The 23,711-nt window shown below is 60.1% G+C and carries 22 protein-coding genes; 8 read left to right on the top strand and 14 right to left on the bottom strand.

Annotated elements, in window-relative coordinates; all coding sequences use genetic code 11:
- Window positions 1-223: 223 nt before the first annotated feature.
- The 4 genes from tcyN to AC1RJ3_RS24470 form a co-directional block, all read right to left on the bottom strand.
- The gene (tcyN, locus tag AC1RJ3_RS24485) at window positions 224-970 is read right to left on the bottom strand and encodes an L-cystine ABC transporter ATP-binding protein TcyN (RefSeq protein ID WP_019691207.1); all 747 of its coding nucleotides are present in this window, start codon (window positions 968-970) and stop codon (window positions 224-226) included.
- A 4-nt stretch (window positions 971-974) separates the two neighbouring features.
- Entirely contained in the window at window positions 975-1,640 is a 666-nt protein-coding gene (tcyL, locus tag AC1RJ3_RS24480) for a cystine ABC transporter permease (protein WP_054595082.1), read from the bottom strand.
- Complete coding sequence (gene tcyJ / locus AC1RJ3_RS24475; protein ID WP_493080963.1) at window positions 1,640-2,440, bottom strand: cystine ABC transporter substrate-binding protein; 801 nt, start codon at window positions 2,438-2,440, stop codon at window positions 1,640-1,642. Before tcyJ ends, tcyL begins: the two co-directional genes overlap by 1 nt.
- 263 nt (window positions 2,441-2,703) lie before the next feature.
- Window positions 2,704-3,696 carry a D-cysteine desulfhydrase gene (locus AC1RJ3_RS24470; RefSeq protein WP_493080961.1) on the bottom strand — a complete coding sequence of 331 codons (993 nt, stop codon included), beginning with the start codon at window positions 3,694-3,696 and terminating at the stop codon, window positions 2,704-2,706.
- 194 nt (window positions 3,697-3,890) lie between these two features.
- Between AC1RJ3_RS24470 and epsC the strand changes: the two genes are divergently transcribed.
- Both epsC and betT read left to right on the top strand, forming a co-directional pair.
- Window positions 3,891-4,817, top strand: coding sequence for a serine O-acetyltransferase EpsC (gene epsC, locus AC1RJ3_RS24465; RefSeq protein WP_054595085.1), 927 nt, complete (start codon window positions 3,891-3,893; stop codon window positions 4,815-4,817).
- 381 nt (window positions 4,818-5,198) lie between these two features.
- A complete protein-coding gene (betT, locus tag AC1RJ3_RS24460) occupies window positions 5,199-7,163 on the top strand; it encodes a choline transporter BetT (RefSeq protein WP_162491283.1) in 1,965 nt (654 codons plus the stop codon).
- A gap of 16 nt (window positions 7,164-7,179) precedes the next feature.
- On the opposite strand, the gene AC1RJ3_RS24455 is transcribed toward betT, so the two are convergent.
- Window positions 7,180-7,437: a hypothetical protein gene (locus AC1RJ3_RS24455; protein WP_054595087.1), complete on the bottom strand. Its 258-nt coding sequence runs from the start codon at window positions 7,435-7,437 to the stop codon at window positions 7,180-7,182.
- A gap of 339 nt (window positions 7,438-7,776) precedes the next feature.
- On the opposite strand from AC1RJ3_RS24455, the gene AC1RJ3_RS24450 reads away from it, so the two are divergent.
- Both AC1RJ3_RS24450 and mgrA read left to right on the top strand, forming a co-directional pair.
- On the top strand, window positions 7,777-8,178 hold the full coding sequence (locus AC1RJ3_RS24450; protein ID WP_145019516.1) for a type II toxin-antitoxin system HicB family antitoxin: 402 nt from the start codon (window positions 7,777-7,779) through the stop codon (window positions 8,176-8,178).
- A 124-nt stretch (window positions 8,179-8,302) separates the two neighbouring features.
- Complete coding sequence (gene mgrA / locus AC1RJ3_RS24445) at window positions 8,303-9,340, top strand: L-glyceraldehyde 3-phosphate reductase (RefSeq protein WP_493080958.1); 1,038 nt, start codon at window positions 8,303-8,305, stop codon at window positions 9,338-9,340.
- Between the two features lie 44 nt (window positions 9,341-9,384).
- Here the strand turns inward: mgrA and tauD are convergent, their stop codons facing one another.
- From tauD to AC1RJ3_RS24410, 7 genes are all read right to left on the bottom strand, one after another.
- A complete protein-coding gene (gene tauD / locus AC1RJ3_RS24440; RefSeq protein ID WP_493080956.1) occupies window positions 9,385-10,227 on the bottom strand; it encodes a taurine dioxygenase in 843 nt (280 codons plus the stop codon).
- 59 nt (window positions 10,228-10,286) lie between these two features.
- Window positions 10,287-11,126, bottom strand: a complete 840-nt coding sequence (gene tauC, locus AC1RJ3_RS24435) for a taurine ABC transporter permease TauC (RefSeq protein WP_347928592.1) — start codon at window positions 11,124-11,126, stop codon at window positions 10,287-10,289.
- Entirely contained in the window at window positions 11,123-11,917 is a 795-nt protein-coding gene (gene tauB / locus AC1RJ3_RS24430) for a taurine ABC transporter ATP-binding subunit (protein ID WP_427543389.1), read from the bottom strand. Before tauB ends, tauC begins: the two co-directional genes overlap by 4 nt.
- Before the next feature lie 16 nt (window positions 11,918-11,933).
- Complete coding sequence (gene tauA, locus AC1RJ3_RS24425) at window positions 11,934-12,911, bottom strand: taurine ABC transporter substrate-binding protein (RefSeq protein ID WP_429539539.1); 978 nt, start codon at window positions 12,909-12,911, stop codon at window positions 11,934-11,936.
- Between the two features lie 275 nt (window positions 12,912-13,186).
- Window positions 13,187-14,770, bottom strand: a complete 1,584-nt coding sequence (gshA, locus tag AC1RJ3_RS24420) for a glutamate--cysteine ligase (RefSeq protein ID WP_427543386.1) — start codon at window positions 14,768-14,770, stop codon at window positions 13,187-13,189.
- A 214-nt stretch (window positions 14,771-14,984) separates the two neighbouring features.
- The gene (locus AC1RJ3_RS24415; RefSeq protein ID WP_054595093.1) at window positions 14,985-15,368 is read right to left on the bottom strand and encodes a PaaI family thioesterase; all 384 of its coding nucleotides are present in this window, start codon (window positions 15,366-15,368) and stop codon (window positions 14,985-14,987) included.
- Entirely contained in the window at window positions 15,368-17,692 is a 2,325-nt protein-coding gene (locus tag AC1RJ3_RS24410) for a Tex family protein (protein WP_103318267.1), read from the bottom strand. The genes AC1RJ3_RS24415 and AC1RJ3_RS24410 overlap by 1 nt, the downstream gene beginning before the upstream one ends.
- Before the next feature lie 361 nt (window positions 17,693-18,053).
- Between AC1RJ3_RS24410 and ompR the strand changes: the two genes are divergently transcribed.
- Both ompR and AC1RJ3_RS24400 read left to right on the top strand, forming a co-directional pair.
- On the top strand, window positions 18,054-18,794 hold the full coding sequence (gene ompR, locus AC1RJ3_RS24405) for an osmolarity response regulator transcription factor OmpR (RefSeq protein ID WP_054595095.1): 741 nt from the start codon (window positions 18,054-18,056) through the stop codon (window positions 18,792-18,794).
- A gap of 108 nt (window positions 18,795-18,902) precedes the next feature.
- Window positions 18,903-20,216, top strand: coding sequence for an ATP-binding protein (locus AC1RJ3_RS24400; protein WP_054595096.1), 1,314 nt, complete (start codon window positions 18,903-18,905; stop codon window positions 20,214-20,216).
- A gap of 167 nt (window positions 20,217-20,383) precedes the next feature.
- Here AC1RJ3_RS24400 and rimK read toward each other — a convergent pair whose 3' ends face one another.
- Both rimK and rimB read right to left on the bottom strand, forming a co-directional pair.
- On the bottom strand, window positions 20,384-21,289 hold the full coding sequence (gene rimK / locus AC1RJ3_RS24395; protein WP_054595097.1) for a 30S ribosomal protein S6--L-glutamate ligase: 906 nt from the start codon (window positions 21,287-21,289) through the stop codon (window positions 20,384-20,386).
- Window positions 21,286-21,768, bottom strand: a complete 483-nt coding sequence (gene rimB / locus AC1RJ3_RS24390; RefSeq protein WP_054595098.1) for a retropepsin-like aspartic endopeptidase RimB — start codon at window positions 21,766-21,768, stop codon at window positions 21,286-21,288. The genes rimK and rimB overlap by 4 nt, the downstream gene beginning before the upstream one ends.
- Before the next feature lie 219 nt (window positions 21,769-21,987).
- Here rimB and AC1RJ3_RS24385 point away from each other — a divergent pair, with 219 nt between their 5' ends.
- Window positions 21,988-22,395 carry an RNA-binding S4 domain-containing protein gene (locus AC1RJ3_RS24385; RefSeq protein WP_493080952.1) on the top strand — a complete coding sequence of 136 codons (408 nt, stop codon included), beginning with the start codon at window positions 21,988-21,990 and terminating at the stop codon, window positions 22,393-22,395.
- A gap of 331 nt (window positions 22,396-22,726) precedes the next feature.
- On the top strand, window positions 22,727-23,629 hold the full coding sequence (gene hslO, locus AC1RJ3_RS24380) for an Hsp33 family molecular chaperone HslO (RefSeq protein WP_054595100.1): 903 nt from the start codon (window positions 22,727-22,729) through the stop codon (window positions 23,627-23,629).
- Window positions 23,630-23,711: the final 82 nt, after the last annotated feature.

The raw sequence follows: 23,711 nt of genomic DNA, 5'->3' as shown, positions 1-23,711 counted from the left end.
TGTTTCCAGTGTTTTTCGGCATTGAATCAGTCTGAGTGTGTTGGAGGTTACGTGGCGGGAGGATGTTGCAGGAGGTATCTATATACCGCTTTCGACTGGGGTGATTAATTAATTACGGAAATCGGCGGGAGGCGGGTGAGACGAGTCAAGTGGTGTGATAAATGTCACTTCCTTCCGTGGAAGTTGACAGTGCTTACTCTATTTCTGATGGTGATTGTTAACTTCAGGAGTTGAGGAACTTGTTGAGGAATTGTCGGGTTCGTTCTTCTTTTGGATTGGCAAACAATGCCTTTGCTTCACCTTGTTCGACGATGACGCCCTTGTCGAAAAACACCACCCGGTTCGCCACATCACGAGCAAAACTCATTTCGTGGGTAACGATGACCATCGTGCGTTTTTCTTCGGCCAGACTGCGAATGGCCGCCAGCACTTCGCCGACCAGTTCCGGATCGAGCGCCGAGGTTGGCTCGTCGAAGAGGATCACTTCCGGCTCCATGGCCAGCGCCCGGGCGATTGCCACGCGCTGTTGCTGCCCACCGGACAGCCTGCGCGGATAGGCGTCTTCCTTGCCTGCCAGGCCGACCTTGGCCAGCAGTTTTCGACCCAGCGCCAATGCTTGGTCCTTTGGCATTTTCTTCACCACCAAAGGGCCTTCGATGACGTTTTCCAGGGCCGTGCGATGAGGGAACAGATTGAAGTTCTGAAACACGAAACCGACATGCTGGCGCAACCGGCGCACCAGGCTCTGCTGCTGGTTCAGCGGGCGGCTGCCATCGATCTCGATGTCGCCGACCTTGATCCGGCCGCTGGTGGGTTCTTCAAGAAAGTTCAGGCAACGCAGGAAGGTGGTCTTGCCCGAGCCGCTAGGTCCGATGATCGCCACCACCTCGCCTTCTTCAACCTTCAGATCGATGCCATTGAGCACCACTTGACCCTTGAACTGCTTTGTCAGTTTTTCCACGACAATCATGGGGTCAGGACTCCTGGTCGTGCCGATTGACCCGCTCTTCCAACTGGTTTTGCAGGTGCGAGAGCACCGTTGCAAGCACCCAGTAGATCAGTGCGGCGGCAAGATACATGGTAAAAATTTCGAAGGTACGGGCGGTGATCAGCTGTGCCTGACGGAACAGTTCCGGCACCTGAATGGTCGCCGCCAGCGCGGTGTCCTTGACCAGCGAAATGAAGCTGTTGCCCAGTGGCGGCAACGCCGTTCGCGCAGCTTGCGGCAGGATGGCCCGGCGCAGGGTTTGCGCGCGGGTCATGCCGATACTGGCAGCGGCTTCCCATTGGCCGCGCTCAATGGAACTGATCGCGGCACGGAGGATTTCGCAGGCGTAGGCAGCCATGTTCAGCGAGAAGCCGATCAAGGCCGCTGGCAGCGGATCAAGTTCGATACCCAATTGCGGCAAGCCGTAATAGATCACGAACAGTTGCACCAGCAACGGCGTGCCGCGAAAGAACGACACATAGATGCGGGCGATCCAGCTCACCAGCTTGAAGCGCGACAAGCGCATCAAGGCCAGGCTAAACCCCAGCAACAGACCAAAGAACATCCCGCCCAGGCTGAGGATGACCGTGAAATACGCGCCCTTGAGCAAAAAGGGCGCGGAGTCCAGTGCGAGTTGGAAAGCTTCTTCCATTATTGGGTGACGTCAGCGCTGAAGTATTTTTCCGAAAGCTTTTTCAGCGTACCGTCGGCACGCAGCTTGTCGATGGCCTTGTTCACCGCAGCCAGCAGCTCAGGCTCGCCTTTGCGCAGGGCAATGCCGGCTTCCTGACGGGAGAACGCTTCGCCAGCGGCGGTGGTGTCCTTGGCCTTCTTGGCGTATTCCAGCGCGGCGAGGCGGTCGATCAGAATGACGTCGGTGCGGCCAACGCGCAGGTCCTGGAACTTGGTCGGATCATCTTCGTAGGTGCGGACTTCAGCACCCGGCACATTGGTTTTTACCCACTGTTCGTAGTTGGTGCCCAGGCCTACACCGACTTTCTTGCCGGTCAGGTCGGCGGCGGTCTTGATGTTCAGCTCCGCAACCTTCTTCGTCAGCACCAGCGCCTGAATCCCGGAAACGGTGTAAGGCTCGGAGAAGTCATATTTCTTCTTGCGCTCTTCGGAGATCGTCACCTGGTTGATCACTGCGTCCAGGCGCTTGGATTCCAGCGCCGCGAGGATGCCGTCCCATTTGGTCGGTTGCAGTTTGACCTTCACGCCCAGCTCTTTGGCCAGGGCTTCGGAGAACTCCACTTCGAAGCCGGCCAGTTTGCCGTTGGCATCGACGAAACTGAACGGTGGATAAGTGCCTTCCAGGCCGACGTTGATCACGCCGGCTTCCTTGATTTTTTGCAGCTGCTCACCGGCCACCGCTTGCCCCAACAGGCCAGCACCGAGTACCAGGCCCAACGAGCCCACCAGCAGATTTCGACGAAATGCGGAAAAATTCATGACAAGCCCCTGTGTTTTTTATGAAGACGTTTTTTGGAGAAGCAGGCAAAACCGAGAATTGAACGGCTGCAACATCGTGCCCTAAAAGCAGCGTATGCGTCTCGCGGCAATTGCGCCTGCGGCGCGACTATATGACGAGGCTTTTAGATGTGAAAATAATATAAATTCAGCTTGTTATTCTTTATTGGAATATAAATGCTTCGTGTAATTCCTATGGTGAGGGAGCTTGCTCCCTCACCACAGAAGATCTTTTTCCGGCTGGCTCAAAACGCCGAGCTATAGGCAAACAACGCCGGCGCACCTCCGGTGTGCAGGAAGATGATCGGGCCGTCATTGAAGCGCTGCCGGCCGATACCGTCGAGCAAGCCGGCCATGGCCTTGCCGGTGTAGACCGGGTCGAGCAACAGCCCTTCCTGGCTGGCCAGCAACTTGACGGCAGCGAGGGTTCCAGCGTTCGGCTCGCCGTAACGCGGAGCGAAATACTCGTCCCACAATTGCACCTTGAAACTCGCCGGCAGGTTCACGCCCAGCAGTTCGGCAGTGCGCTCGGCCAGGCCCTGGACTTTCGGCCGCTGGTCTTCGTCGCTGCGCGAAACGGTGACGCCGATCACCGGCAAGTCCGGCAGTACTTCGCTCAGCGCCAACGCCAGACCGCTGTGAGTCCCGGCGCTGCCCGAAGCCAGCACCACGGCGGCGAACTCCAGGCCGCTGTCCTCGATTTGCCCGGCCAGCTCCAGTCCGGCTCGTACATAGCCCAGCGCGCCCAAGGCGTTGGAGCCGCCAATCGGCACCAGATAAGGTTTTTTGCCGTTACTGCGCAGACGCTCGGCCAGGGCTTGTAACTGTTGGTCGGCGTTATCGAGGTTCTCTACCAGCTCGACCTTGGCATCGAACAAGTCCAGCAGCAGGCGATTGCCGTTGCCCAGGTAATTACTGTCATCAGTGCCGATCGGATTCTCCAGCAAGGCGACGCAGCCCAGGCCCAGTTTGGCGGCAAGCGCTGCCGTCTGACGCACATGGTTGGACTGGATGGCGCCAGCGGTGATCAGCGTATCGGCACCTTGCGCGAGCGCGTCGGCGGCGAGGTATTCGAGTTTGCGCAGCTTGTTGCCGCCCATGGCCAGCGGTGTCAGGTCGTCACGTTTGACGTAGACATCACGCCCTAGCCAGGCCGACAAGCGTTCGAGTTTTTCCAGCGCGGTAGCATTGGCAAGAAGGTCCAGACGATTAAAACGAGCCAGCTGTTGTTTGATCATGGGGCCGCACGGGTTGTGGGAGATGACTGGACTATAGGCAGGCCGATTTGCTCGGGCAACCGACAATGTCGCTTATGCCAAAAAGTGCTTAATACAGCACTATTCGTTCTTAATTCCGCTTTGAGCGCATACCGTAAAGTGAACTCCGTTCAGGCGGCCTTACTGTCCGGCCGCCGCACGTGAGGAGTTTTACCGTGAGCCAGCGTTCCAGCCATTGGCAATTACAGACTATCGTCAGCCAACTGCGCACTGCCCGCGACCAGTGGCGTGCGCAGAACGGTCGTATCAGCGGCGAGCAGGGCGGGCGTGAGCTGCCATCGCGTGCGGCGATGGCGGAGATTCTCGAAGCATTGTGCGGTGCGCTGTTCCCGATGCGCCTGGGCCCGGTGGATCTGCGTGAAGAGAGCGAAGACTTTTACGTCGGGCATACGCTGGATGTGGCGCTGAACGCGCTGCTGGCTCAGGCGCGGTTGGAGCTGCGCTATGTCGCGCGACAAAGCGCCCAGGTCGATACCGAAGTCGAGGCGCGGGCGATCAGCCTGATCCAGGATTTCGCCCTGGCCTTGCCAGGTCTGCGCAGCCTGTTGGATTCCGATGTACTGGCGGCGTATCACGGTGACCCGGCAGCACGCAGTGTCGATGAAGTGCTGCTGTGCTATCCGGGGATTCTGGCGGTGATTCACCATCGTCTGGCCCACCATTTGTACCGCGCCGGGCTGCCATTGCTGGCGCGGATCAGTGCGGAAATCGCGCACTCGGCCACCGGCATCGACATTCACCCGGGCGCGCAGATCGGCCGTAGCTTCTTCATCGACCACGGCACGGGCGTGGTGATCGGCGAAACCGCGATCATCGGCGAGCGGGTACGCATTTACCAGGCCGTGACCCTCGGCGCCAAACGCTTCCCGGCTGATGAAGACGGCCAGTTGCAGAAAGGCCATCCGCGCCATCCGATCGTCGAAGACGATGTGGTGATCTATGCCGGTGCGACCATCCTCGGGCGGATCACCATCGGCAAGGGCTCGACCATCGGCGGCAACGTCTGGCTGACTCGCAGCGTACCGGCCGGATGCAATTTGACCCAGGCGAACTTGCAGCATGATGACGGGACGCAGAAGTAAGCCCTGAGGCTGATGATAGTTCCAGCCATTCCCTCCTTGAGCTGGCGTGAAGGCACTCATTTTTGTGGCGAGGGAGCTTGCTCCCGTCGGCCGGTCCGCGTTCGGGCGAAGCAGTCGTCAGCTTCTATGTTTTTAGGGCCGCTGCGCGTCCCAGCGGGAGCAAGCTCCCTCGCCACAGACGTACCGCCGAACCTCGCGATTAGTCCTCACAGCCTATCCATGTTTAACTTGAACGTTCATTCAAGTTAAACCGGTGGTTCGCTGCCCGCTCACAACAGGAGGCTAGCCTTTGCTGAGTCCGTTATTGACAGCCACGTTTTACCCCCTCGAGGTGCACGTTTCATGAGTGCATCGTTCACCCCTCCAAGCGGCCAGATCCGCATGAATCCGCCGGTGTTCTACTTCGCGGCGACCTTCATTTTACTGTTCGGCCTAGTGGTCATCGCCTTCCCGCAAGAGTCCGGCGCCTGGTTGCTGGCGGCGCAAAACTGGGCGGCCAACACGGTCGGCTGGTACTACATGCTGGCGATGACCCTGTATCTGGTCTTCGTGGTGGTCACCGCCTTGTCCGGCTACGGCAAGATCAAGCTCGGTGCCGACCACGACGAGCCCGAATTCAGTTACCTGTCCTGGGCCGGCATGTTGTTCGCCGCCGGGATCAGCATCACGCTGTTTTTCTTCTGCGTCTCTGAACCGCTGACGCACATGCTGCAACCGCCGCAGGGCGAGGCCGGCACGGCCGATGCGGCACGCCAGGCGATGCAGGTGCTGTTTCTGCATTGGGGCCTCCACGGCTGGGGCGTGTTCGCGTTTGTCGGCATGGCGCTGGCCTATTTCGCCTATCGGCATAACCTGCCGCTGGCCCTGCGCTCGGCGCTTTATCCGCTGATCGGCAAACGCATCAACGGCCCGATCGGTTACGCGGTGGATGGCTTCGGCATCATCGCCACGGTGTTCGGTCTGGGCGCTGACATGGGTTTCGGCGTGTTGCACCTCAACTCCGGCCTCGACTACTTGTTCGGCATTGCCCACACCCAGTGGATTCAGGTCGGCCTGATCACGCTGATGATGGGCGCGGCGATCATCGTTGCCGTCGCCGGCGTCGATAAAGGCGTGCGGGTGATGTCCGACATCAACATGCTGCTGGCCTGTGCGCTGTTGCTGTTCGTGTTGTTCGCCGGCCCTACCCAGCACCTGCTCAATACTCTGATCCAGAACCTCGGCGATTACCTCGGCGCCTTGCCGATGAAGAGTTTCGACCTTTATGCCTATGACAAACCCAGCGACTGGCTGGGCGGCTGGACGGTGTTCTACTGGGCCTGGTGGATCGCGTGGTCGCCGTTCGTGGGCCTGTTCATCGCACGTATTTCCCGTGGTCGGACCATCCGTGAATTCGTCTTCGGTGTGCTGTTGATTCCGCTCGGCTTCACCCTGGCGTGGATGTCGATCTTCGGTAACAGCGCCATCGACCAGGTACTCAACCACGGCATGAGTGCCCTTGGCCTGTCGGCCATCGAGAACCCGTCGATGACCCTCTACTTGCTGCTGGAAACCTACCCATGGAGTAAAACGGTGATCGCCGTTACGGTGTTCATCAGCTTCGTGTTCTTCGTCACCTCGGCCGACTCCGGCACCGTGGTGCTCTCGACGCTGTCGGCCAAGGGCGGTAACGCCGATGAAGACGGGCCGAAATGGTTGCGGGTGTTCTGGGGCGCGATGACCGCGCTGGTCACCAGTGCATTGTTGTTTGCCGGCAGCATCGACTCGTTGAAGTCAGCGGTGGTACTGACCTCGTTGCCGTTCTCGCTGATTCTGTTGCTGATGATGTGGGGGCTGCACAAGGCGTTCTACCTCGAATCGCAAAAGCAGATCGCCCAGTTGCATTCGTTGGCGCCGGTCTCGGCGTCGTCACGGCGCGGTAAGGGTGGCTGGCGTCAGCGTCTGAGTCAGGCTGTGCACTTTCCGTCGCGTGACGAGGTGTACCGTTTTCTCGACACGACGGTGCGTCCGGCGATTGAAGAAGTGACGGCGGTGTTCGCTGAAAAAGGCTTGAACGTAGTCACCCAACCGGACCCGGCCAACGACAGTGTCAGCCTGGAAATTGGTCACGGTGAGCAGCATCCGTTCATCTACCAGGCGCAAATGCGCGGTTACTTCACACCGTCCTTCGCCCGTGGCGGGATGGGCTCCAAAGAGCTCAACAACCGTCGCTACTACCGGGCTGAAGTGCACCTGAGCGAAGGCAGTCAGGATTACGATCTGGTGGGCTACACCAAGGAGCAAATCATCAACGACATCCTCGATCAGTACGAGCGACACATGCAGTTCCTGCATCTGGTGCGCTGATCGAGGCCGGTGGTGCTCAGGCGATGTTCAAGGTCATGAACAACACCAGAGCGGCCACCGGTACGCTGAACACCATGAAGCCCACCATCAATTCGGAGATTAGCGGTTGCCCGGCGGTGATCATGCCGATAGCGCCGTTGATCACCGTCAGCGCCAGCCACAGGACGACGAAACTGTAGGTCAGGGTCTGGCGGCTGAAGCCGAGCTTTTCACCGATGAACAGCATCAGCGCCAGCAAGACCAGGCCGAAGGTGATGATGATCGTGGTGTGCATGAAGTGTGCTCCTGAGTCGGTATTTGTCATACCGAGCATAGGCGCCGTTTAGCACAATGGCGCTTAAACCAACCCACTGGCGGGCACCTCCAATGCCGGTGTCGATGTTCTGCCCGCACAACCGACACATGTCGCCACGAGTTCGGGTGTTTGCGATGGGCTAATATTTAACCGAGTGTGTATGGTGTGTATTGGGGTGTCCCTTTGCCGGGTAAAGTCGCAGCAGATGCTGACGACAAGGGGAACAATCAACAGCATTTTGAAACAGGCGGGCTTGAAATGAGCCTGGAGAATATCGATCAACGCCCCGATGGGGGCGGATTGGAAGGGCCTATTCCCATGAAATTCCCAGTCGTACTGCACAAGGATGCCGACTCAGATTACGGCGTGATCATCCCCGACGTTGCGGGTTGTTTCTCAGCAGGTGGAACGGTGGCGCAGGCGCTCGAAAACGTTAAAGAAGCGCTGGCGTTGCATTACGAAGGACTGGTCGCTGATGGCGATCCGTTGCCGCAGGTGCGCGAGATCGACGAGCACTTCGAAAACCCGGATTACGCGGGAGGTGTTTGGGCAGTGGTCGAGTTTGATGTGACGCCGTATTTCGGCAAGTCCGTGCGTTTCAATGCAACGTTGCCAGAGCAGTTGCTGGAGCGCATTGATCAGACGGTCAGACGCGATCAACGGTACAACTCAAGATCCGGGTTTCTGGCAGCAGCGGCCCTGCGCGAACTGTCGGCGTAAGGACCAAATCAAGAACTGTATGAAACGTTTCAGCATTTAGTCGAACTCCCCGTTTTGAATGCGTTGCCTGAGCGTATGCTGGGCAACGCTGACGACTTCGTCGCTCATAACAAGAGAGGGCTCGATGACTTACACCGCTGCTGCTGATCGTTACGACTCCATTCCTTACCGCCGCGTCGGTCGCAGCGGGCTGGTGCTGCCGGCACTGTCGCTGGGCTTGTGGCACAACTTCGGCGACAGCACGCCGATCGATACCCAGCGATCCTTGCTGCGTACTGCCTTCGACCTGGGTATCAATCACTTCGACCTGGCCAACAACTACGGCCCGCCGTACGGCAGTGCCGAGATCAATTTCGGCCGTTTGCTGCGCGAAGACTTCAAGCAGTACCGCGACGAGCTGATCATCTCCAGCAAGGCCGGTTGGGACATGTGGCCGGGCCCTTACGGCCAGGGCGGTGGCTCGCGCAAATACGTGCTGGCCAGCCTCGACCAGAGTCTGCAACGCTTGGGCGTCGACTATGTGGATATTTTCTACTCCCACCGCTTCGACACGGACACTCCGCTGGAAGAAACCGCTAGTGCGCTGGCCACCGCCGTGCAGCAGGGCAAGGCGCTGTACATCGGTATCTCGTCGTATTCCGGGGCGAAAACCCGCGAAATGGCTGCACTGCTGAAAGAGTGGAAGGTCCCGCTGTTGATCCACCAGCCGGCCTATAACCTGCTCAACCGTTGGGTGGAAAAGGATCTGCTGGACGCCACCGATGAACTCGGCGCGGGTGTGATTGCCTTCACGCCGTTGGCTCAGGGGTTGTTGACCGACAAGTACCTCAACGGCGTACCCAAAGATGCACGGGTCAATCGTCCGGGCGGTGACTCGTTGCAAGCCTCGCACCTGTCCGATGCCAACATCGCCCTGGTGCGCGCCCTCAACGAAATCGCCAAGCGCCGTGGCCAAAGCCTGGCGCAAATGGCCCTGGCCTGGACACTGCGCGACCCGCGTGTGACCTCAGCGCTGATAGGCGCGAGCCGACCAGAGCAGATTATCGAGAACGTCGGGGCGTTGAAAAACTTGAGCTTCAGCGTTGAGGAACTGGAAGAAATTGACCGCTTTGCCCAGGAGGGCGGGATCAATTTGTGGGAGAAGCCTTCGACGGCGGAATAACCCCGTAATGATCGTTCCCACGCACCCGCGTGGGAACGATCATCTCATCTGAAAAACGGCACATCCCCCAACACCGTCGCCCGGTGCATCACCCGCCGTGCCGGCCGGTAGTCGTCCACCGCAAAATGCTGGGTTACGCGGTTATCCCAGAACGCCACGTCGTTCTCCTGCCAACGCCAGCGAATGGTAAATTCCGGCCGGGTAGCATGGGCGAACAGCAGCTTCAGAATCGCCTCGCTTTCGGTTTCCGAGAGCTCATTGATCTTCGTCGTGAAGCCTTCATTGACGAACAACGACTTGCGCCCGCTCACCGGGTGCGTGCGGATCACCGGATGCGACAGCGGTGGATTTTTCTTGCGGGCGGCCTCCCACTGAACCAAGGCTTCAGGCGTGGTGCCAAAGCGCTCCAGCGGGAAGGATTTGACGAAATCGTGGGTCGCGGTCAGGCCTTGCAGCAGGTTTTGCAGAGGCGTCGACAGGGCTTCGTACGCCGCAATACCGCTGGCCCACAAGGTGTCGCCACCAAACTCCGGTAACAGCTTGGCGCTGAGCACCGCGCCAAGGGCCGGGGTCGGCAGGAAGGTCACGTCGGTGTGCCACACGGCGTTGTCACGCACATCGGTATGAGCGGTGTCGAGGATCAACACTTCTGGCTGTTCCGGTACATTCGGGTAGATCGGGTGAATATGCAGGTCGCCGAAATTCGCCGCGAAGCGTGCCTGCTGCTGTGGGTTGATCGGCTGCTCGCGGAAGAACAGCACTTGGTGCTTGAGCAGTGCCTGCTCGATCGCATCGCGCTGTTCGAGGTTCAGCGGCTGGGAGATATCGACGCCGCTGATCTGCGCGCCGAGGGCGGTGCTGAGTGGGGTGACGGTCAGGCTGCTCATGGCTTTCTCTTCAATTCGGGCGCCGAACTGTCGGCGTAGTCAGTGCTTAAAAAAACGTCTCAATGCGCCTGGCCATGCCACGGCACCAGTTTGCGTTGCAGCGCTCGCAGGCCCATTTCCATGGCGAAGGCGATCAGCGCGATCACCAGAATCCCCAGCACCACCACATCGGTGACCAGAAATTGCGCGGCCGACTGCACCATGAAGCCCAGGCCGCTGGTGGCGGCGATCAACTCGGCAGCCACCAGCGTCGACCAACCCACGCCCAAGCCAATACGCACGCCGGTCAGAATGTCCGGCAAGGCACTTGGCAAAATCACATGGCGAATCAGCTGGGCCCGGGTCGCGCCTAACGACTGAGCGGCGCGCAATTTGGCGGGGTCGACGGTGCGTACGCCAGTCGCGGTGGCGATGGCGATCGGGGCGAAGATCGCCAGATAGATCAGCAACACCTTGGACAGCTCACCAATGCCGCACCAGATCACGATCAACGGCAGATAGGCCAACGGTGGTATCGGCCGGTAGAACTCGATCAGCGGGTCGAGAACGCCGCGTGCGATGCGGTTGTGACCAATGGCGATACCGACCGGCACGGCGGTCAGGACTGCAAAGCCCAGGCCCAGACCAATCCGGCTGAGGCTTGCGCCCAAATGCTGCCAGAGGGTCGAGTCCATATAGCCCGTGGTCGCCAGCAACCAGCCTTTTTGCAGGACAGCCGCCGGCGGTGGCAGGAACAACGGCTCGATCAGACCACTGGCGGTAACAGCCCACCAAACCGCGAGCAAAGCGATCAGCGTCAGTACGCTGATCCAGCGTGTGCCGAGGCTGCGACGCAGCGGAATCAGCGTCGATGGGCTGGTGGGGCTGGCCGTCGTGGCCGGGATTTCATAACTGCTCATGCGCGCTCCTGCCGCTGGGCGGCGCTGCGTTGGGAGAACACACGGGCGAGTACGTGTTCGCGGGTTTCGATAAAGCGTGGGTCGGATTTGATCGCCCGAGCCGATTCGCCAGCGGCGTAACGCTGACCGAAATCCAGCTGCAGGCGCTCGACGATTTGCCCAGGGTTGGGCGCCAACAGAATCAGATCCGTGGCCAGGAATACTGCTTCTTCAATGTCATGGGTAATCAGGAACACCGGTTTGGCGGTGCGTCGCCAGACTTGCAGCAACAGTTCCTGCATCTGTTCGCGGGTGAACGCGTCGAGGGCGCCGAAGGGTTCGTCCATCAGCAGCACGCGTGGGTCGGCAGCGAGTGCGCGGGCCAGGCCGACACGTTGTTTCTGACCGCCTGAGAGCTGCCAGATGCGGCGCGCATCAAAGCCTGCGAGGTCGACCAGCGCGAGCATTTCCCGGGCACGGACTTCGCGTTTATCACGCGGTACACCGGCCAGTTCCAGACCGAAACCGACATTGGCCAACACGTCCTGCCAGGGCAGCAGCGCGTCGTCCTGGAACACCACGCCACGCTCGGCGCCCGGACCTTTGACCGGCACGCCGTCAAGGGTGATGCGTCCGGCGCTGGGTTCGACGAAGCCGGCGATCAGGTTCAACAGCGAGGTCTTGCCGCTGCCGGACGGGCCGAGGGCGACCAGCAATTGCTGGGGCCCAAGGCTTAAGGAAATGTCCGCCAGCACCGGTTCGGCAGTGCCGGGGTACTGTGCGCTGATGCGCTCCAGCTGAAGCAAGGCCATCGCGGTCAACTCCCGATCAATTAGTGATGTACTTGGCGCTGACGTAAGGGGCGTAGTCCGGCAGCACAGCCTCAACCTTGCCTTGTTCCTTGAGGAACGCCGCGGTGTCGGTGATGGCCTTGGTGGTCGGCGCGCCGAGGGTGATCACCTGATCAGCCGCCAGTGGGTAGACGTTGCCTTGCAGCAGCAACGGGATGTCGCTGGCCTTGGCGCCGGAGAGTTTTACCAGTTTGTCGACGTTGCCCTTATCCGCCAGCCAGGCTTGCGGGTCCTTGCGGTAGTGGGCATAGGCGTCGAGGGTGACTTTGGCGAAGGCACTGACGATTTCCGGGTGCTTCTCGGCGAAATCCTTGCGCACGATCCACGCATCGAAGGTCGGCGCGCCGAACTTGGCCAGTTCGCCGGAAGTGATCAGCACCTTGCCGTTTTCCTTGGCAACGCCCAGTGCCGGGTCCCACACGTAGGTGGCGTCGATGTCACCGCGTTTCCATGCGGCAATGATTGCCGGCGGCGCGAGGTTGAGGATCTGGACTTTTGATGGGTCGATGTTCCAGTGCTTGAGCGCGGCCAGCAGGCTGTAGTGACCGGTGGAAACGAATGGCACGGCGATTTTCTTGCCGATCAGGTCCTGCGGGGTCTTGATCCCGGAACCATCGCGGGCCACCAGTGCTTCGGCGGCACCGATCTGGGTGGCGATGAGGAAGGTTTCGACCGGAACCTTGCGGGTGATTGCAGCCGTCAGCGGGCTGGAGCCGAGGTAGCCGATCTGCACATCACCCGAGGCGATGGCGGCGATGATGTCGGCTCCGTTGTCGAACTTGCGCCAGTCGATTTTGGCGTGGGTGGCGGTTTCGTAACTGCCATCAGCCTGGGCGACTTTGGCTGGGTCGACGGTGGTCTGGTAGGCGACGGTGACGTCTGCCGCCTGAGCGAAAAAGCTCGCTGCAGCCAGGGACGCGGCCGCCAGGAGGCGAAGGGGGAAGTGCAGTTTCATCATGAAAGTCCTCATCAGGCGGCCGGGGTTTCGGCGAGTGATGAGACTAAATGATCTAAGAATTCGAAAATAAATAACTTTTTCGAATGAGCTTATGAGCGGAAAAACCTGACAGCGACCTGTGTACAGCATTGTGGCGAGGGAGCTTGCTCCCGCTCGTCTGCGAAGCAGACGCAAAATCAGCGACGGGTTTTATCAGGTAAAACACTATCGCTGGAATTGGGAGTCCTTCGGACTCCAGCGGGAGCAAGCTCCCTCGCCACAGAGGTGTATATCTAGTTACTGATCGCCAGAATGCTCGCCTGATACGACCCGACAAACACGTCGAAATCGCCGACTTCGTTCTGCTCAAGCTCAGTTTGCTGGGCCAGCGACGAGCGCGCCAGTTCTTCAAAGCGCGCCTGCTCTTCGGCAGGCAGCGGCTCGCTGCGGAAGAACTCGGCGTGCGCCTGACTCTGACGCAGGGAGAACTGGGCGAAGCTTTCCTTGTGCTCGGTCATCGCTGCCAGCACCTGCGCGGAAGGGGTCAGGGACGGGTCGCGGATTTTTGCCCGTTGCGCGTCGAGGGCTTTGCTGTGGGCGTCGCCACCGTGGCTCTGGTCGAGCAGTGCCGCCAGTGGGGCGATTTTTTCCAGCAGCTCGCTGGCCCACTCCTTCATGTCCACCGACTGGCCATCGCGTTGCAATTGCAGGCCCGGACGACGACCTTCCTTGACCACGCTGAGGAAGTTCGAGGTGGCGTTGCCGCAGGTGGTGGTGGTCAGCAACGGGCTGTCGTTCAGCGCGCAATACAGCAGGAATGCGTCGAGGAAACGTGCCTCCGGCAAGTCGATACCCATCGGCATGAACGGGTTGATGTCCAGCAAGCGCACTTCAACGTACTGAATGCCACGGGCCATCAGCGCCTGGATCGGCCGCTCGCCGGTGTAGGTCACGCGTTTCGGGCGGATGTTGGAGTAGTACTCGTTTTCGATCTGCAGGATGTTGGTATTGAGCTGAACCCACTCACCGTCCTGGTGCGTGCCGATTTCGACGTACGGCGGGTACGGCGTGGCAACCGCTTTGCGCAGGCTGTCGGTGTAGCTGTTCAGGTCGTTGTAGCACGGCGTCAGCCCGGCTTGCGCGTTGCTCTGGTAACCCAGATCGCTCATGCGCAGGCTGGTGGCGTACGGCAGGTACAGGGTTTCGGCGTCAAATTGCTCCAACTGATGGGAGCGACCGCGCAGGAAACCGGCGTCCAGCGCTGGCGAGGCACCGAACAGGTACATCAGCAGCCAGCTGTAGCGGCGGAAATTGCGGATCAGCGCGATGTAGGCCGCCGACTGATAGTCGCGGTCGGTGCCGACAAAGCCTTCAGCCTCTTTGAGCAGCGGCCAGAGCTTTTCCGGCAGGGAAAAGTTGTAGTGAATCCCGGCGATGCACTGCATGGTCTTGCCGTAGCGCAGGGCCAGGCCCTTGCGGTAGACGTACTTGAGCTGACCGATGTTGGAGGTGCCGTAGTAGGCGATCGGGATATCTTCCTCGGCCGGCAGCGGGCACGGCATCGACGGACTCCACAGGTACTCGTTGCCGAGCTTGCTGTAGGCAAAACGGTGAATCTTGTCCAGGCTCGCCAGCGTGTCCGCAGGGTCCGGCAGGGCAGGCGTGATGAACTCCAGCAGCGACTCGGAATAGTCGGTGGTGATCTGTTCGTTGGTCAGCGCGGAACCCAGGCTTTCAGGGTGCGGCGTTTGCGCCAGGCGACCTTCGCCCGTCACGCGCAGGCATTCACGTTCGATGCCGTGAAGACACTGTTCGAGCAGAGAGAGGTTAGCGCGCTCGCCGAGCAGAGCCAGGCGGCGGTTGAGAAGTTCGCTCAAGTTGGATTCCTTCACGCGTCAGTCGCCCCAATATGGGGGTGGGCAGGACGGTCTACAAGGGTGAAGTTAAAACTGGCGTTTTCGCCTCATTATCGAGCTGCAATGACCCACTCGCAAAGGCCAATACTCCATCCCTGAAACTGGCTATCGCGCACGAAGAAACGTCGGCGCAGCTTTCGCAGCGCCGAAATTAACTCAAATTGATGATGCGCATCTACAGGACAGCGAACGTGCCTTGTGCTTTTGCGACCAGTTTGTCGCCTTGCATCACATCGGCTTCGACCACCAGCGTGCGCCGGCCCGGGTGAATCACCCGCGCCGTGCACATCACCTCGCCTTCAGCCACGGCGCGGATGTAGTTGATCTTGCACTCGATGGTCGCGCTCTGCTGGTCAAAACCATGGGAACTGGAACAAGCCAGCCCCATGGCAATGTCCACCAGACTGAACAACGCCCCGCCGTGCAGCTTGCCGCCGCGATTACGCAGCTGCGGCTCAAGCGCCAGGGCGACTTGCGCCACCCCGACCTCAAGACTGTGCAAGCGGCAACCCAGCAGCTTGAAAAAAGCGCTTTCGGTCAACCCCGCAGGGATTTCCATCAGCGTTTCTTCAGCTGCTTGGCATTGGCGAACAGCGACGCCATGGCATTGTTGCCTGGAGCGGCTGCCGTGGTTTCTTTACGCGGTGCAGGGTTCGAAGACTGACGCGGCGCTGAACCTGGACGCGCGCCACGAGCGCCGTCGATCTTCTCACCCGGGGTGTCGCTCATGCGCATCGACAGACCCACACGTTTACGCGGGATGTCGACTTCCATGACCTTGACCTTGACCACGTCACCGGCTTTAACCGCTTCACGCGGATCCTTGATGAATTTCTCCGAAAGCGCGGAGATATGCACCAAACCGTCCTGATGCACGCCGATATCGACGAAGGCACCGAAGTTGGTCACGTTGGTCACCACGCCTTCGAGGATCATCCCCAGCTGCAAGTCCTTGAGGTCTTCGACGCCTTCCTGGAACTCGGCAGTCTTGAACTCTGGACGCGGGTCACGGCCCGGCTTTTCCAGTTCTTGCAGGATGTCGGTGACCGTTGGCAGACCGAAGGTTTCGTCGGTGTACTTCTTCGGATCGAGACGCTTGAGGAAAGCGGCGTCGCCGATCAGCGAACGGATATCGCGGTCGGTTTCAGCGGCGATGCGCTGCACCAGCGGGTAGGCTTCCGGGTGAACCGCGGAGGAGTCCAGCGGGTTGTCACCGTTCATCACGCGCAGGAAGCCGGCGGCCTGTTCGAAGGTCTTTTCGCCGAGACGGGCGACTTTCTTCAAGGCAGCGCGGGTTTTGAACGCACCGTTTTCATCGCGGTGGGTCACGATGTTCTGCGCCAGGGTCGCGTTGAGGCCGGAAATGCGGGCCAGCAGCGCAACGGAGGCGGTGTTCACGTCGACGCCAACGGCGTTCACGCAGTCCTCGACCACCGCGTCCAGGCCACGCGCCAGTTTCAACTGCGACACGTCGTGCTGGTACTGGCCGACACCGATGGATTTCGGATCGATTTTCACCAGCTCGGCCAGCGGGTCTTGCAAGCGACGGGCAATCGACACCGCGCCACGGATCGACACGTCGAGGTCCGGGAATTCCTTGGAGGCCAGTTCCGAGGCCGAGTACACCGAAGCGCCGGCTTCGGAGACCATGACCTTGGTCATTTTCATCGCCGGGTATTTTTTGATCAGGTCCGCGGCGAGCTTGTCGGTTTCACGGCTGGCAGTGCCGTTGCCGATGGCGATCAGGTCCACCGAGTGCTTGGCGCACAGGGCGGCGAGCACGGCGATGGTCTGGTCCCACTTGTTGTGCGGCACGTGCGGGTAAACCGTGGCGTGATCCAGCAGCTTGCCGGTGGCGTCGACCACCGCCACCTTGCAACCGGTGCGCAGGCCCGGGTCCAGGCCCAGCGTGGCACGTGGGCCGGCGGGAGCGGCCAGCAGCAAGTCGTGCAGGTTGTGCGCGAACACGTTGATCGCCTCGGTCTCGGCGCCGTCGCGCAGCTCGCCGAGCAGGTCGGTTTCCAGGTGGGTGTAGAGCTTGACCTTCCAGGTCCAGCGCACCACTTCACCGAGCCATTTGTCGGCTGGGCGGTTCTGGTTGGCGATGCCGAATTGCTGACCGATCATGCCCTCGCACGGGTGCATGGTGCCCGGCAGCTCGTCACCGACTTTCAGTGCGGAGCTGAGAATGCCTTCGTTGCGGCCACGGAAAATCGCCAGGGCGCGGTGCGATGGCATGCTTTTCAGCGGTTCGTCGTGTTCGAAATAGTCGCGGAACTTGGCGCCTTCTTCTTCCTTGCCGGCGATCACGCGGGCACTGAGGGTGGCTTCCTGCTTCAGGTAACTGCGCAACTTGTCGAGCAGGTTGGCGTCTTCGGCGAAGCGTTCCATGAGGATGTACTTGGCGCCTTCGAGGGCCGCTTTCACGTCCGCCACGCCTTTTTCAGCGTTGACGAAGCGTGCGGCTTCGGTGTCTGGCGTCAGGTTCGGGTCGTTGAACAGGCCGTCGGCCAGTTCGCCAAGGCCGGCCTCCAGGGCGATCTGGCCCTTGGTGCGGCGTTTTTGCTTGTACGGCAGGTACAAGTCTTCGAGGCGGGTCTTGGTGTCGGCGAGTTTGATATCGCGTTCGAGTTGCGGGGTCAGTTTGCCTTGCTCTTCAATGCTGGCAAGGATGCTGATGCGCCGTTCGTCGAGTTCTCGCAGGTAGCGCAGACGCTCTTCCAGATGACGCAATTGCGTGTCATCGAGGCTGCCGGTCACTTCTTTCCGGTAGCGGGCGATGAAGGGCACCGTGGAGCCTTCATCGAGTAGCGCGACGGCCGCTTCGACCTGTTGTGGGCGTACACCGAGTTCCTCGGCGATGCGGCTGTTGATGCTGTCCATAAAACCACCTGACAAATTGTGAAAGCAGGCTCGCGGGCGCAGGGAATAAGGCCCGGCGAGTCTGGTTGAGCGGCCTGGCGAGCGCCGCTACCTGGATCAAAAGGCATCCCATTGACCCGTGGAATCGAACAATTACTGCCGGGCGATGAAAAATAAAAAGCCGCCACCGGCAGTAACGATCAGACGTTGCCCGACACAAAAGGCCGCGCATTATAACCGCCGTTCTGCCCGATGGGGGCATCGCAGGCTGTAGGCATAAAGGCCATGTCGCTGGCGGTAGAGGAAAAATCTGCTAACAATGCACACGGTGCGTATAACGGCAGCTACGCCATAATGCGCACCGAGATCAAAGGAGCATCCAATGAGCAGCACTGCACAAACTGCTGAAGGCGAAAAAATTCTTATCGTTGACGACGATCCGGGGCTCAGCAGCCTGCTGGAACGTTTTTTCGTCAGCAAGGGCTATCGTGCCCGCGCCGTACCGAACACCGAACAGATGGATCGTTTGCTGGCGCGTGAAGTGTTCAACCTGGTCGTCCTCGACCTGATGTTGCCCGGCGAAGACGGCCTGACTGCGTGCCGTCGTTTGCGTGGCGCAAACAATCAGATTCCGATCATCATGCTGACCGCCAAGGGCGATGAGCTGAGCCGTATCAAGGGCCTGGAACTGGGTGCCGACGATTACCTGGCCAAGCCGTTCAACCCGGACGAGCTGATGGCGCGTGTCAAAGCGGTCCTGCGTCGCCAGTCGGCTCCCGTACCGGGCGCACCGGGCAGCGAAGACGAAAGCGTGACCTTCGGTGATTACGAATTGTCGCTGGCGACTCGCGAACTCAAGCGCGGCGACGAAGTACACATGCTCACCACCGGTGAATTCGCGGTGCTCAAGGCGTTGGTGATGAATGCGCGTCAACCACTGACCCGCGACAAGCTGATGAATCTGGCCCGTGGCCGCGAATGGGATGCCCTGGAGCGTTCCATCGACGTCCAGATCTCCCGCCTGCGCCGGATGATCGAGCCTGATCCATCGAAACCACGCTACATTCAAACGGTCTGGGGCGTGGGTTACGTGTTCGTTCCGGACGGCACCGCAACCAAGTGATCGGTGATTTGTAGGAGCGGGTCAGCCGGGTAACGTGTCACCCGGTTGATTCGCGATCCGCAACTCTGCGAGCTTCGCTCGCTCCTGCAAAGTATGTAGCGGTTGTCTATGAAAACCCCCGTGTGGTTCCCCCAAAGTTTCTTCTCTCGCACCCTCTGGCTGGTGCTGATCGTCGTGCTGTTTTCCAAGGCGCTGACCCTGGTTTATCTGTTGATGAACGAGGACGTGCTGGTGGATCGCCAATACAGTCACGGTGTCGCGCTGACCTTGCGTGCCTACTGGGCTGCGGACGAAGAAAACCGGGCAAAGATTGCCGATGCCGCGACACTGATTCGTGTGGTGGGCGCCGGTGTTCCCGAGGGTGAACAGCATTGGCCCTATAGCGAAATCTACCAACGACAGATGCAGGCCGAACTGGGTGCCGACACCGAAGTGCGATTGCGCATGCACGCACCGCCGGCGCTTTGGGTTCGGGCCCCGAGCCTGGGTGACGGCTGGTTGAAAGTGCCGCTGTACCCGCATCCGTTGCGTGGCCAGAAAATCTGGAACGTACTCGGCTGGTTTCTCGCCATCGGCTTGTTATCCACCGCTTCGGCGTGGATTTTCGTCAGCCAGCTCAACCAACCGCTCAAGCGGCTGGTCGATGCCGCCCGGCAACTGGGCCAGGGGCGTAGCGTGCGCCTGCCGATCAGCGACACACCGAGCGAAATGACCGAGGTCTATCGGGCGTTCAACCAGATGGCGGAAGACGTTGAACAGGCCGGCCGCGAACGTGAATTGATGCTCGCCGGGGTATCACACGACCTGCGCACACCGTTGACCCGCTTGCGTCTGTCGTTGGAGCTGATGGGTAATCACAGCGACCTGAGCGACGACATGGTGCGTGACATCGAAGACATGGACGCGATTCTCGACCAGTTCCTGGCATTCATTCGCGATGGTCGGGACGAGTCGGTCGAGGAAGTCGACCTGAGTGATCTGGTGCGCGAAGTAGCGGCGCCTTACAACCAGAACGAGGAGCGGGTGCGCTTGCGCCTGGAGCCGATCCAGCCGTTCCCGTTGCGCCGGGTCTCGATGAAACGTCTCTTGAACAACCTGATCGGCAACGCCTTGCATCACGCGGGCAGCGGCGTTGAGGTGGCGGCGTATGTTTCGGGCGACGTCAGCGCGCCTTACGTGGTGCTGAGCGTCATGGACCGTGGCGCCGGGATCGATCCGTCAGAGCTGGAAGCGATCTTCAACCCGTTCACCCGTGGCGACCGCGCGCGGGGCGGCAAGGGCACCGGGCTAGGGCTGGCCATCGTCAAGCGGATTGCGTCGATGCATGGCGGCAACGTTGAACTGCGCAACCGCTCCGGTGGCGGCCTGGAAGCGCGAGTGCGATTGCCGCTTGGGCTGATGTTGCCGAGGGATGCTGTCTAACGGCTGGTTGCGATCCTTGTGACGAGGGAGCTTGCTCCCGCTCGGTTGCGCAGCAACCGCAAAACCAGCGATTGTGTTTAACCTGATCCAGCACAACCGCTGCATTTGGGAGTCCTTCGGCCTCCAGCGGGAGCAAGCTCCCTCGCCAGCATGGGGCTGGCCGAGCGCTAGCCTTTTCCTTTGGTCCGCGTCATATTCGGCCCGCCGTTCTTCTCGATGTGCTGAATGATGATCCCCGCCACGTCTTTGCTGGTGGTGGTTTCGATCCCTTCCAGCCCTGGCGACGAGTTCACTTCCATCACCAGTGGCCCATGGTTGGAACGCAGGATATCCACACCCGCCACGCTCAAACCCATGACCTTGGCCGCACGCAGCGCGGTCATGCGCTCTTCGGGGGTGATCTTGATCAGGCTGGCGCTACCGCCACGGTGCAGGTTGGAACGGAACTCGCCGGGCTTGGCCTGACGCTTCATCGCGGCGATCACCTTGTCGCCGACCACGAAGCAGCGAATGTCCGCGCCGCCGGCTTCCTTGATGTATTCCTGAACCATGATGTTCTGCTTGAGGCCCATGAACGCCTCGATCACCGACTCCGCCGCCGTCGCCGTTTCACACATCACCACGCCGATGCCCTGAGTGCCTTCCAGCACCTTGATCACCAACGGTGCGCCGTTGACCATTTCGATCAGGTCGGGAATGTCGTCCGGCGAGTGAGCAAAACCGGTGACCGGCAAACCGATACCGCGACGAGAAAGCAATTGCAGCGAGCGCAGTTTGTCCCGCGAGCGGGCGATGGCCACCGACTCGTTGAGCGGGAACACGCCCATCATTTCGAACTGGCGCAACACCGCGCAGCCGTAAAAAGTTACCGAGGCGCCGATCCGCGGGATCACAGCGTCAAAGCCTTCCAGCGGCTTGCCGCGGTAGTGGATCTGCGGCTTATGACTGGCGATGTTCATATAGGCGCGCAGGGTATCGATCACCACCATCTCATGGCCGCGTTCGGTGCCGGCTTCAACCAAGCGACGAGTGGAATACAGACGCGGGTTCCGCGACAGCACAGCGATCTTCATGCAACACCTGTGGAAGAGGTAGTGGACACCGGGAACACCGGCTTGTCTTGAACGTATTTAATGCCTGGATTGACCACCAATTGGCCGTCGATCAGGGCTTTGGAACCGAGCAGCAGGCGATAACGCATGGACTTGCGGCAGGCGAGGGTGAACTCCACTCGCCAAACCCGATCGCCGAGCGCCAGGGTGGTACTGATCACGTAACGCACCTGTGCTTGGCCGTTGGAGCTTTTAATGGTTTTCATCGTCACCAACGGCGCTTCGCAGCGGCGGTGACGCAACTGCACCACCGTGCCCAGGTGCGCGTTGAAACGCACCCACGTTTCCCCGTCGCGCTCGAACGGCTCGATTTCGGTGGCATGCAGGCTGGAGGTGCTGGCGCCGGTGTCGATCTTCGCGCGCAGGCCCGCAACTCCCAAATCAGGGAGCGCCACCCACTCGCGCAGACCCACAACGGTCAAATGGTCAAATGTCTTCAAATGTGCTCAACCGGTGAGGAACCGTTCGCACCGCAAAGCGGCCGAATTTGCGGTATTCACGCAGAATAAAGGTTAAAAGGCGACAGATATCTACGGCCCGGATTCTCGGCTGCCGAGCGAGGCTCGAAAGCGTCGCGCATTGTATGCTGAACCGGCGAAATTCATGGCACGACAGAAACGGTAGTACAGTTCAGAAATATTTCAGAATGAGGAAAACCCATGGCACAAAAAAACGAAGAGGACGACAAAGTCCGTCTCGATAAGTGGTTGTGGGCGGCGCGCTTCTACAAAACCCGTGCGTTGGCCAAAGCAGCGATCGAAAGCGGCAAGGTGCATTGCCGGGGGGAGCGCTGCAAGCCGGGCAAAGAGCCGAGGATTGGCGACGAGTTTCAGATCCGTGCCGGTTTCGATGAGCGCACCGTGGTCGTCCAGGCACTCTCGATCGTCCGTCGTGGCGCCCCTGAGGCCCAGACGTTGTACGTTGAGACCGAAGCCAGCATCGCCAAACGCGAAAACGCCGCAGCCCAGCGTAAGGCCGGTGCGTTGGGCGTCAGCACTGACGGCAAACCGAGCAAGAAACAGCGCCGGGACCTGTTCAAGTTTCATGGCAGCAACGCTGGCGAGTAATCGCGCTTTTGTGGCGAGGGAGCTTGCTCCCGCTGGCCGGTCCGCGTTCGGGCGAAGCAGCCGTAAACCCAGCTTCCGGGTAGTACCTGAACTCACCGCGTTGGCCGGGTCTTGGAGTCCTTCGGCCTCCAGCGGGAGCAAGCTCCCTCGCCACAGGCTAACGGGGCTAAACTAGCGAGCATCGTTACGTCGCGGTTCGAGCTTGCTTGGAACAAACCCGGATTGTTCATAAAATGCCTGCCATGGCCAATATTAATGCACCGAAACGGTGCGCAAGGCGCGGCTTTCAGCCCTTGTCATCCTTTAGTCTTCACTTCAGATACCCAGACCTATGACTGATCTACCGGATACCGACTTCACCCAACGCTTCATCTTCGATGACAGCGACACCCGCGGCGAGCTGGTGGCGTTGGAGCGTAGCTATGCCGAAGTCCTCGCCAAACATCCCTATCCGGAGCCGGTCGCGCAACTGCTTGGCGAACTGATGGCGGCTGCGGCGCTGCTGGTCGGCACCTTGAAGTTCGATGGCTTGCTGATCCTGCAGGCGCGTTCCGAAGGCCCGGTGTCGCTGTTGATGATCGAGTGCTCCAGCGAGCGTGAAATCCGTGGTCTGGCCCGTTACGACGCAGACCTTATCGCCGCTGACGCGACTCTGGCCGACATGATGCCCGACGGCGTGCTGGCGCTCACCGTCGACCCGACCCAGGGCCAGCGTTACCAGGGCATCGTCGACCTCGACGGCGCGACCCTGGCTGACTGCTTCACCAACTATTTCGTCATGTCGCAGCAAGTCGGCACGCGCTTCTGGCTGCACGCCGACGGTCGTCGCGCCCGTGGTCTGCTGTTGCAACAACTGCCGGCCGACCGCCTGAAAGACGAAGAAGAACGCGCCGCCAGCTGGCAGCACATCACCGCGCTGGGCAGCACCCTGACCGCTGATGAATTGCTGAGCCTGGACAACGAAACTATCTTGCATCGTCTCTACCACGAAGAGCAGGTGCGCCTGTTTGATGTGCAGAAACTACGCTTCCATTGCAGTTGCTCGCGTGAGCGTTCTGCAAACGCGCTGTCCAGCCTGGGTCAGGAAGATGCTCAGGCACTGGTCGTCGAGCACGGTGGCCACATCGAAATCGACTGCCAGTTCTGCAACCAGCGCTACCTGTTCGATGCGGCCGATATCACCCAATTGTTCGCCGGAGCGGGTGTCGATACGCCGTCAGATACCCGTCACTAAAACGCTTCAGCGCAGGTAAATTCACTGGTAAACGCCGGAATAACGCCGTCCTGACGGGAGGGCCCTACTATTTTTGGGCTTT

It is taken from the genome of Pseudomonas sp. GW822-FHT04C11, from assembly GCF_058800905.1.
This window is presented reverse-complemented; position numbering and strand designations above follow the sequence as displayed.

What these genes read in the sequence shown, in the direction of transcription:
- AC1RJ3_RS24410 (WP_103318267.1), bottom strand. Translation starts at nt 17,692, where the DNA reads ATGGACAGCATCAACAGCCGCATCGCCGAGGAACTCGGTGTACGCCCA.
- AC1RJ3_RS24450 (WP_145019516.1), top strand. Translation starts at nt 7,777, where the DNA reads ATGAAATTCCCAGTCGTACTGCACAAGGATGCCGACTCAGATTACGGC.
- rimK (WP_054595097.1), bottom strand. Translation starts at nt 21,289, where the DNA reads ATGAAGATCGCTGTGCTGTCGCGGAACCCGCGTCTGTATTCCACTCGT.
- tauA (WP_429539539.1), bottom strand. Translation starts at nt 12,911, where the DNA reads ATGAAACTGCACTTCCCCCTTCGCCTCCTGGCGGCCGCGTCCCTGGCT.
- ompR (WP_054595095.1), top strand. Translation starts at nt 18,054, where the DNA reads ATGAGCAGCACTGCACAAACTGCTGAAGGCGAAAAAATTCTTATCGTT.
- tcyL (WP_054595082.1), bottom strand. Translation starts at nt 1,640, where the DNA reads ATGGAAGAAGCTTTCCAACTCGCACTGGACTCCGCGCCCTTTTTGCTC.
- tauD (WP_493080956.1), bottom strand. Translation starts at nt 10,227, where the DNA reads ATGAGCAGCCTGACCGTCACCCCACTCAGCACCGCCCTCGGCGCGCAG.
- hslO (WP_054595100.1), top strand. Translation starts at nt 22,727, where the DNA reads ATGACTGATCTACCGGATACCGACTTCACCCAACGCTTCATCTTCGAT.
- AC1RJ3_RS24400 (WP_054595096.1), top strand. Translation starts at nt 18,903, where the DNA reads ATGAAAACCCCCGTGTGGTTCCCCCAAAGTTTCTTCTCTCGCACCCTC.
- mgrA (WP_493080958.1), top strand. Translation starts at nt 8,303, where the DNA reads ATGACTTACACCGCTGCTGCTGATCGTTACGACTCCATTCCTTACCGC.
- tcyN (WP_019691207.1), bottom strand. Translation starts at nt 970, where the DNA reads ATGATTGTCGTGGAAAAACTGACAAAGCAGTTCAAGGGTCAAGTGGTG.
- tauC (WP_347928592.1), bottom strand. Translation starts at nt 11,126, where the DNA reads ATGAGCAGTTATGAAATCCCGGCCACGACGGCCAGCCCCACCAGCCCA.
- AC1RJ3_RS24455 (WP_054595087.1), bottom strand. Translation starts at nt 7,437, where the DNA reads ATGCACACCACGATCATCATCACCTTCGGCCTGGTCTTGCTGGCGCTG.
- AC1RJ3_RS24385 (WP_493080952.1), top strand. Translation starts at nt 21,988, where the DNA reads ATGGCACAAAAAAACGAAGAGGACGACAAAGTCCGTCTCGATAAGTGG.
- tauB (WP_427543389.1), bottom strand. Translation starts at nt 11,917, where the DNA reads ATGGCCTTGCTTCAGCTGGAGCGCATCAGCGCACAGTACCCCGGCACT.
- tcyJ (WP_493080963.1), bottom strand. Translation starts at nt 2,440, where the DNA reads ATGAATTTTTCCGCATTTCGTCGAAATCTGCTGGTGGGCTCGTTGGGC.
- AC1RJ3_RS24470 (WP_493080961.1), bottom strand. Translation starts at nt 3,696, where the DNA reads ATGATCAAACAACAGCTGGCTCGTTTTAATCGTCTGGACCTTCTTGCC.
- AC1RJ3_RS24415 (WP_054595093.1), bottom strand. Translation starts at nt 15,368, where the DNA reads ATGGAAATCCCTGCGGGGTTGACCGAAAGCGCTTTTTTCAAGCTGCTG.
- betT (WP_162491283.1), top strand. Translation starts at nt 5,199, where the DNA reads ATGAATCCGCCGGTGTTCTACTTCGCGGCGACCTTCATTTTACTGTTC.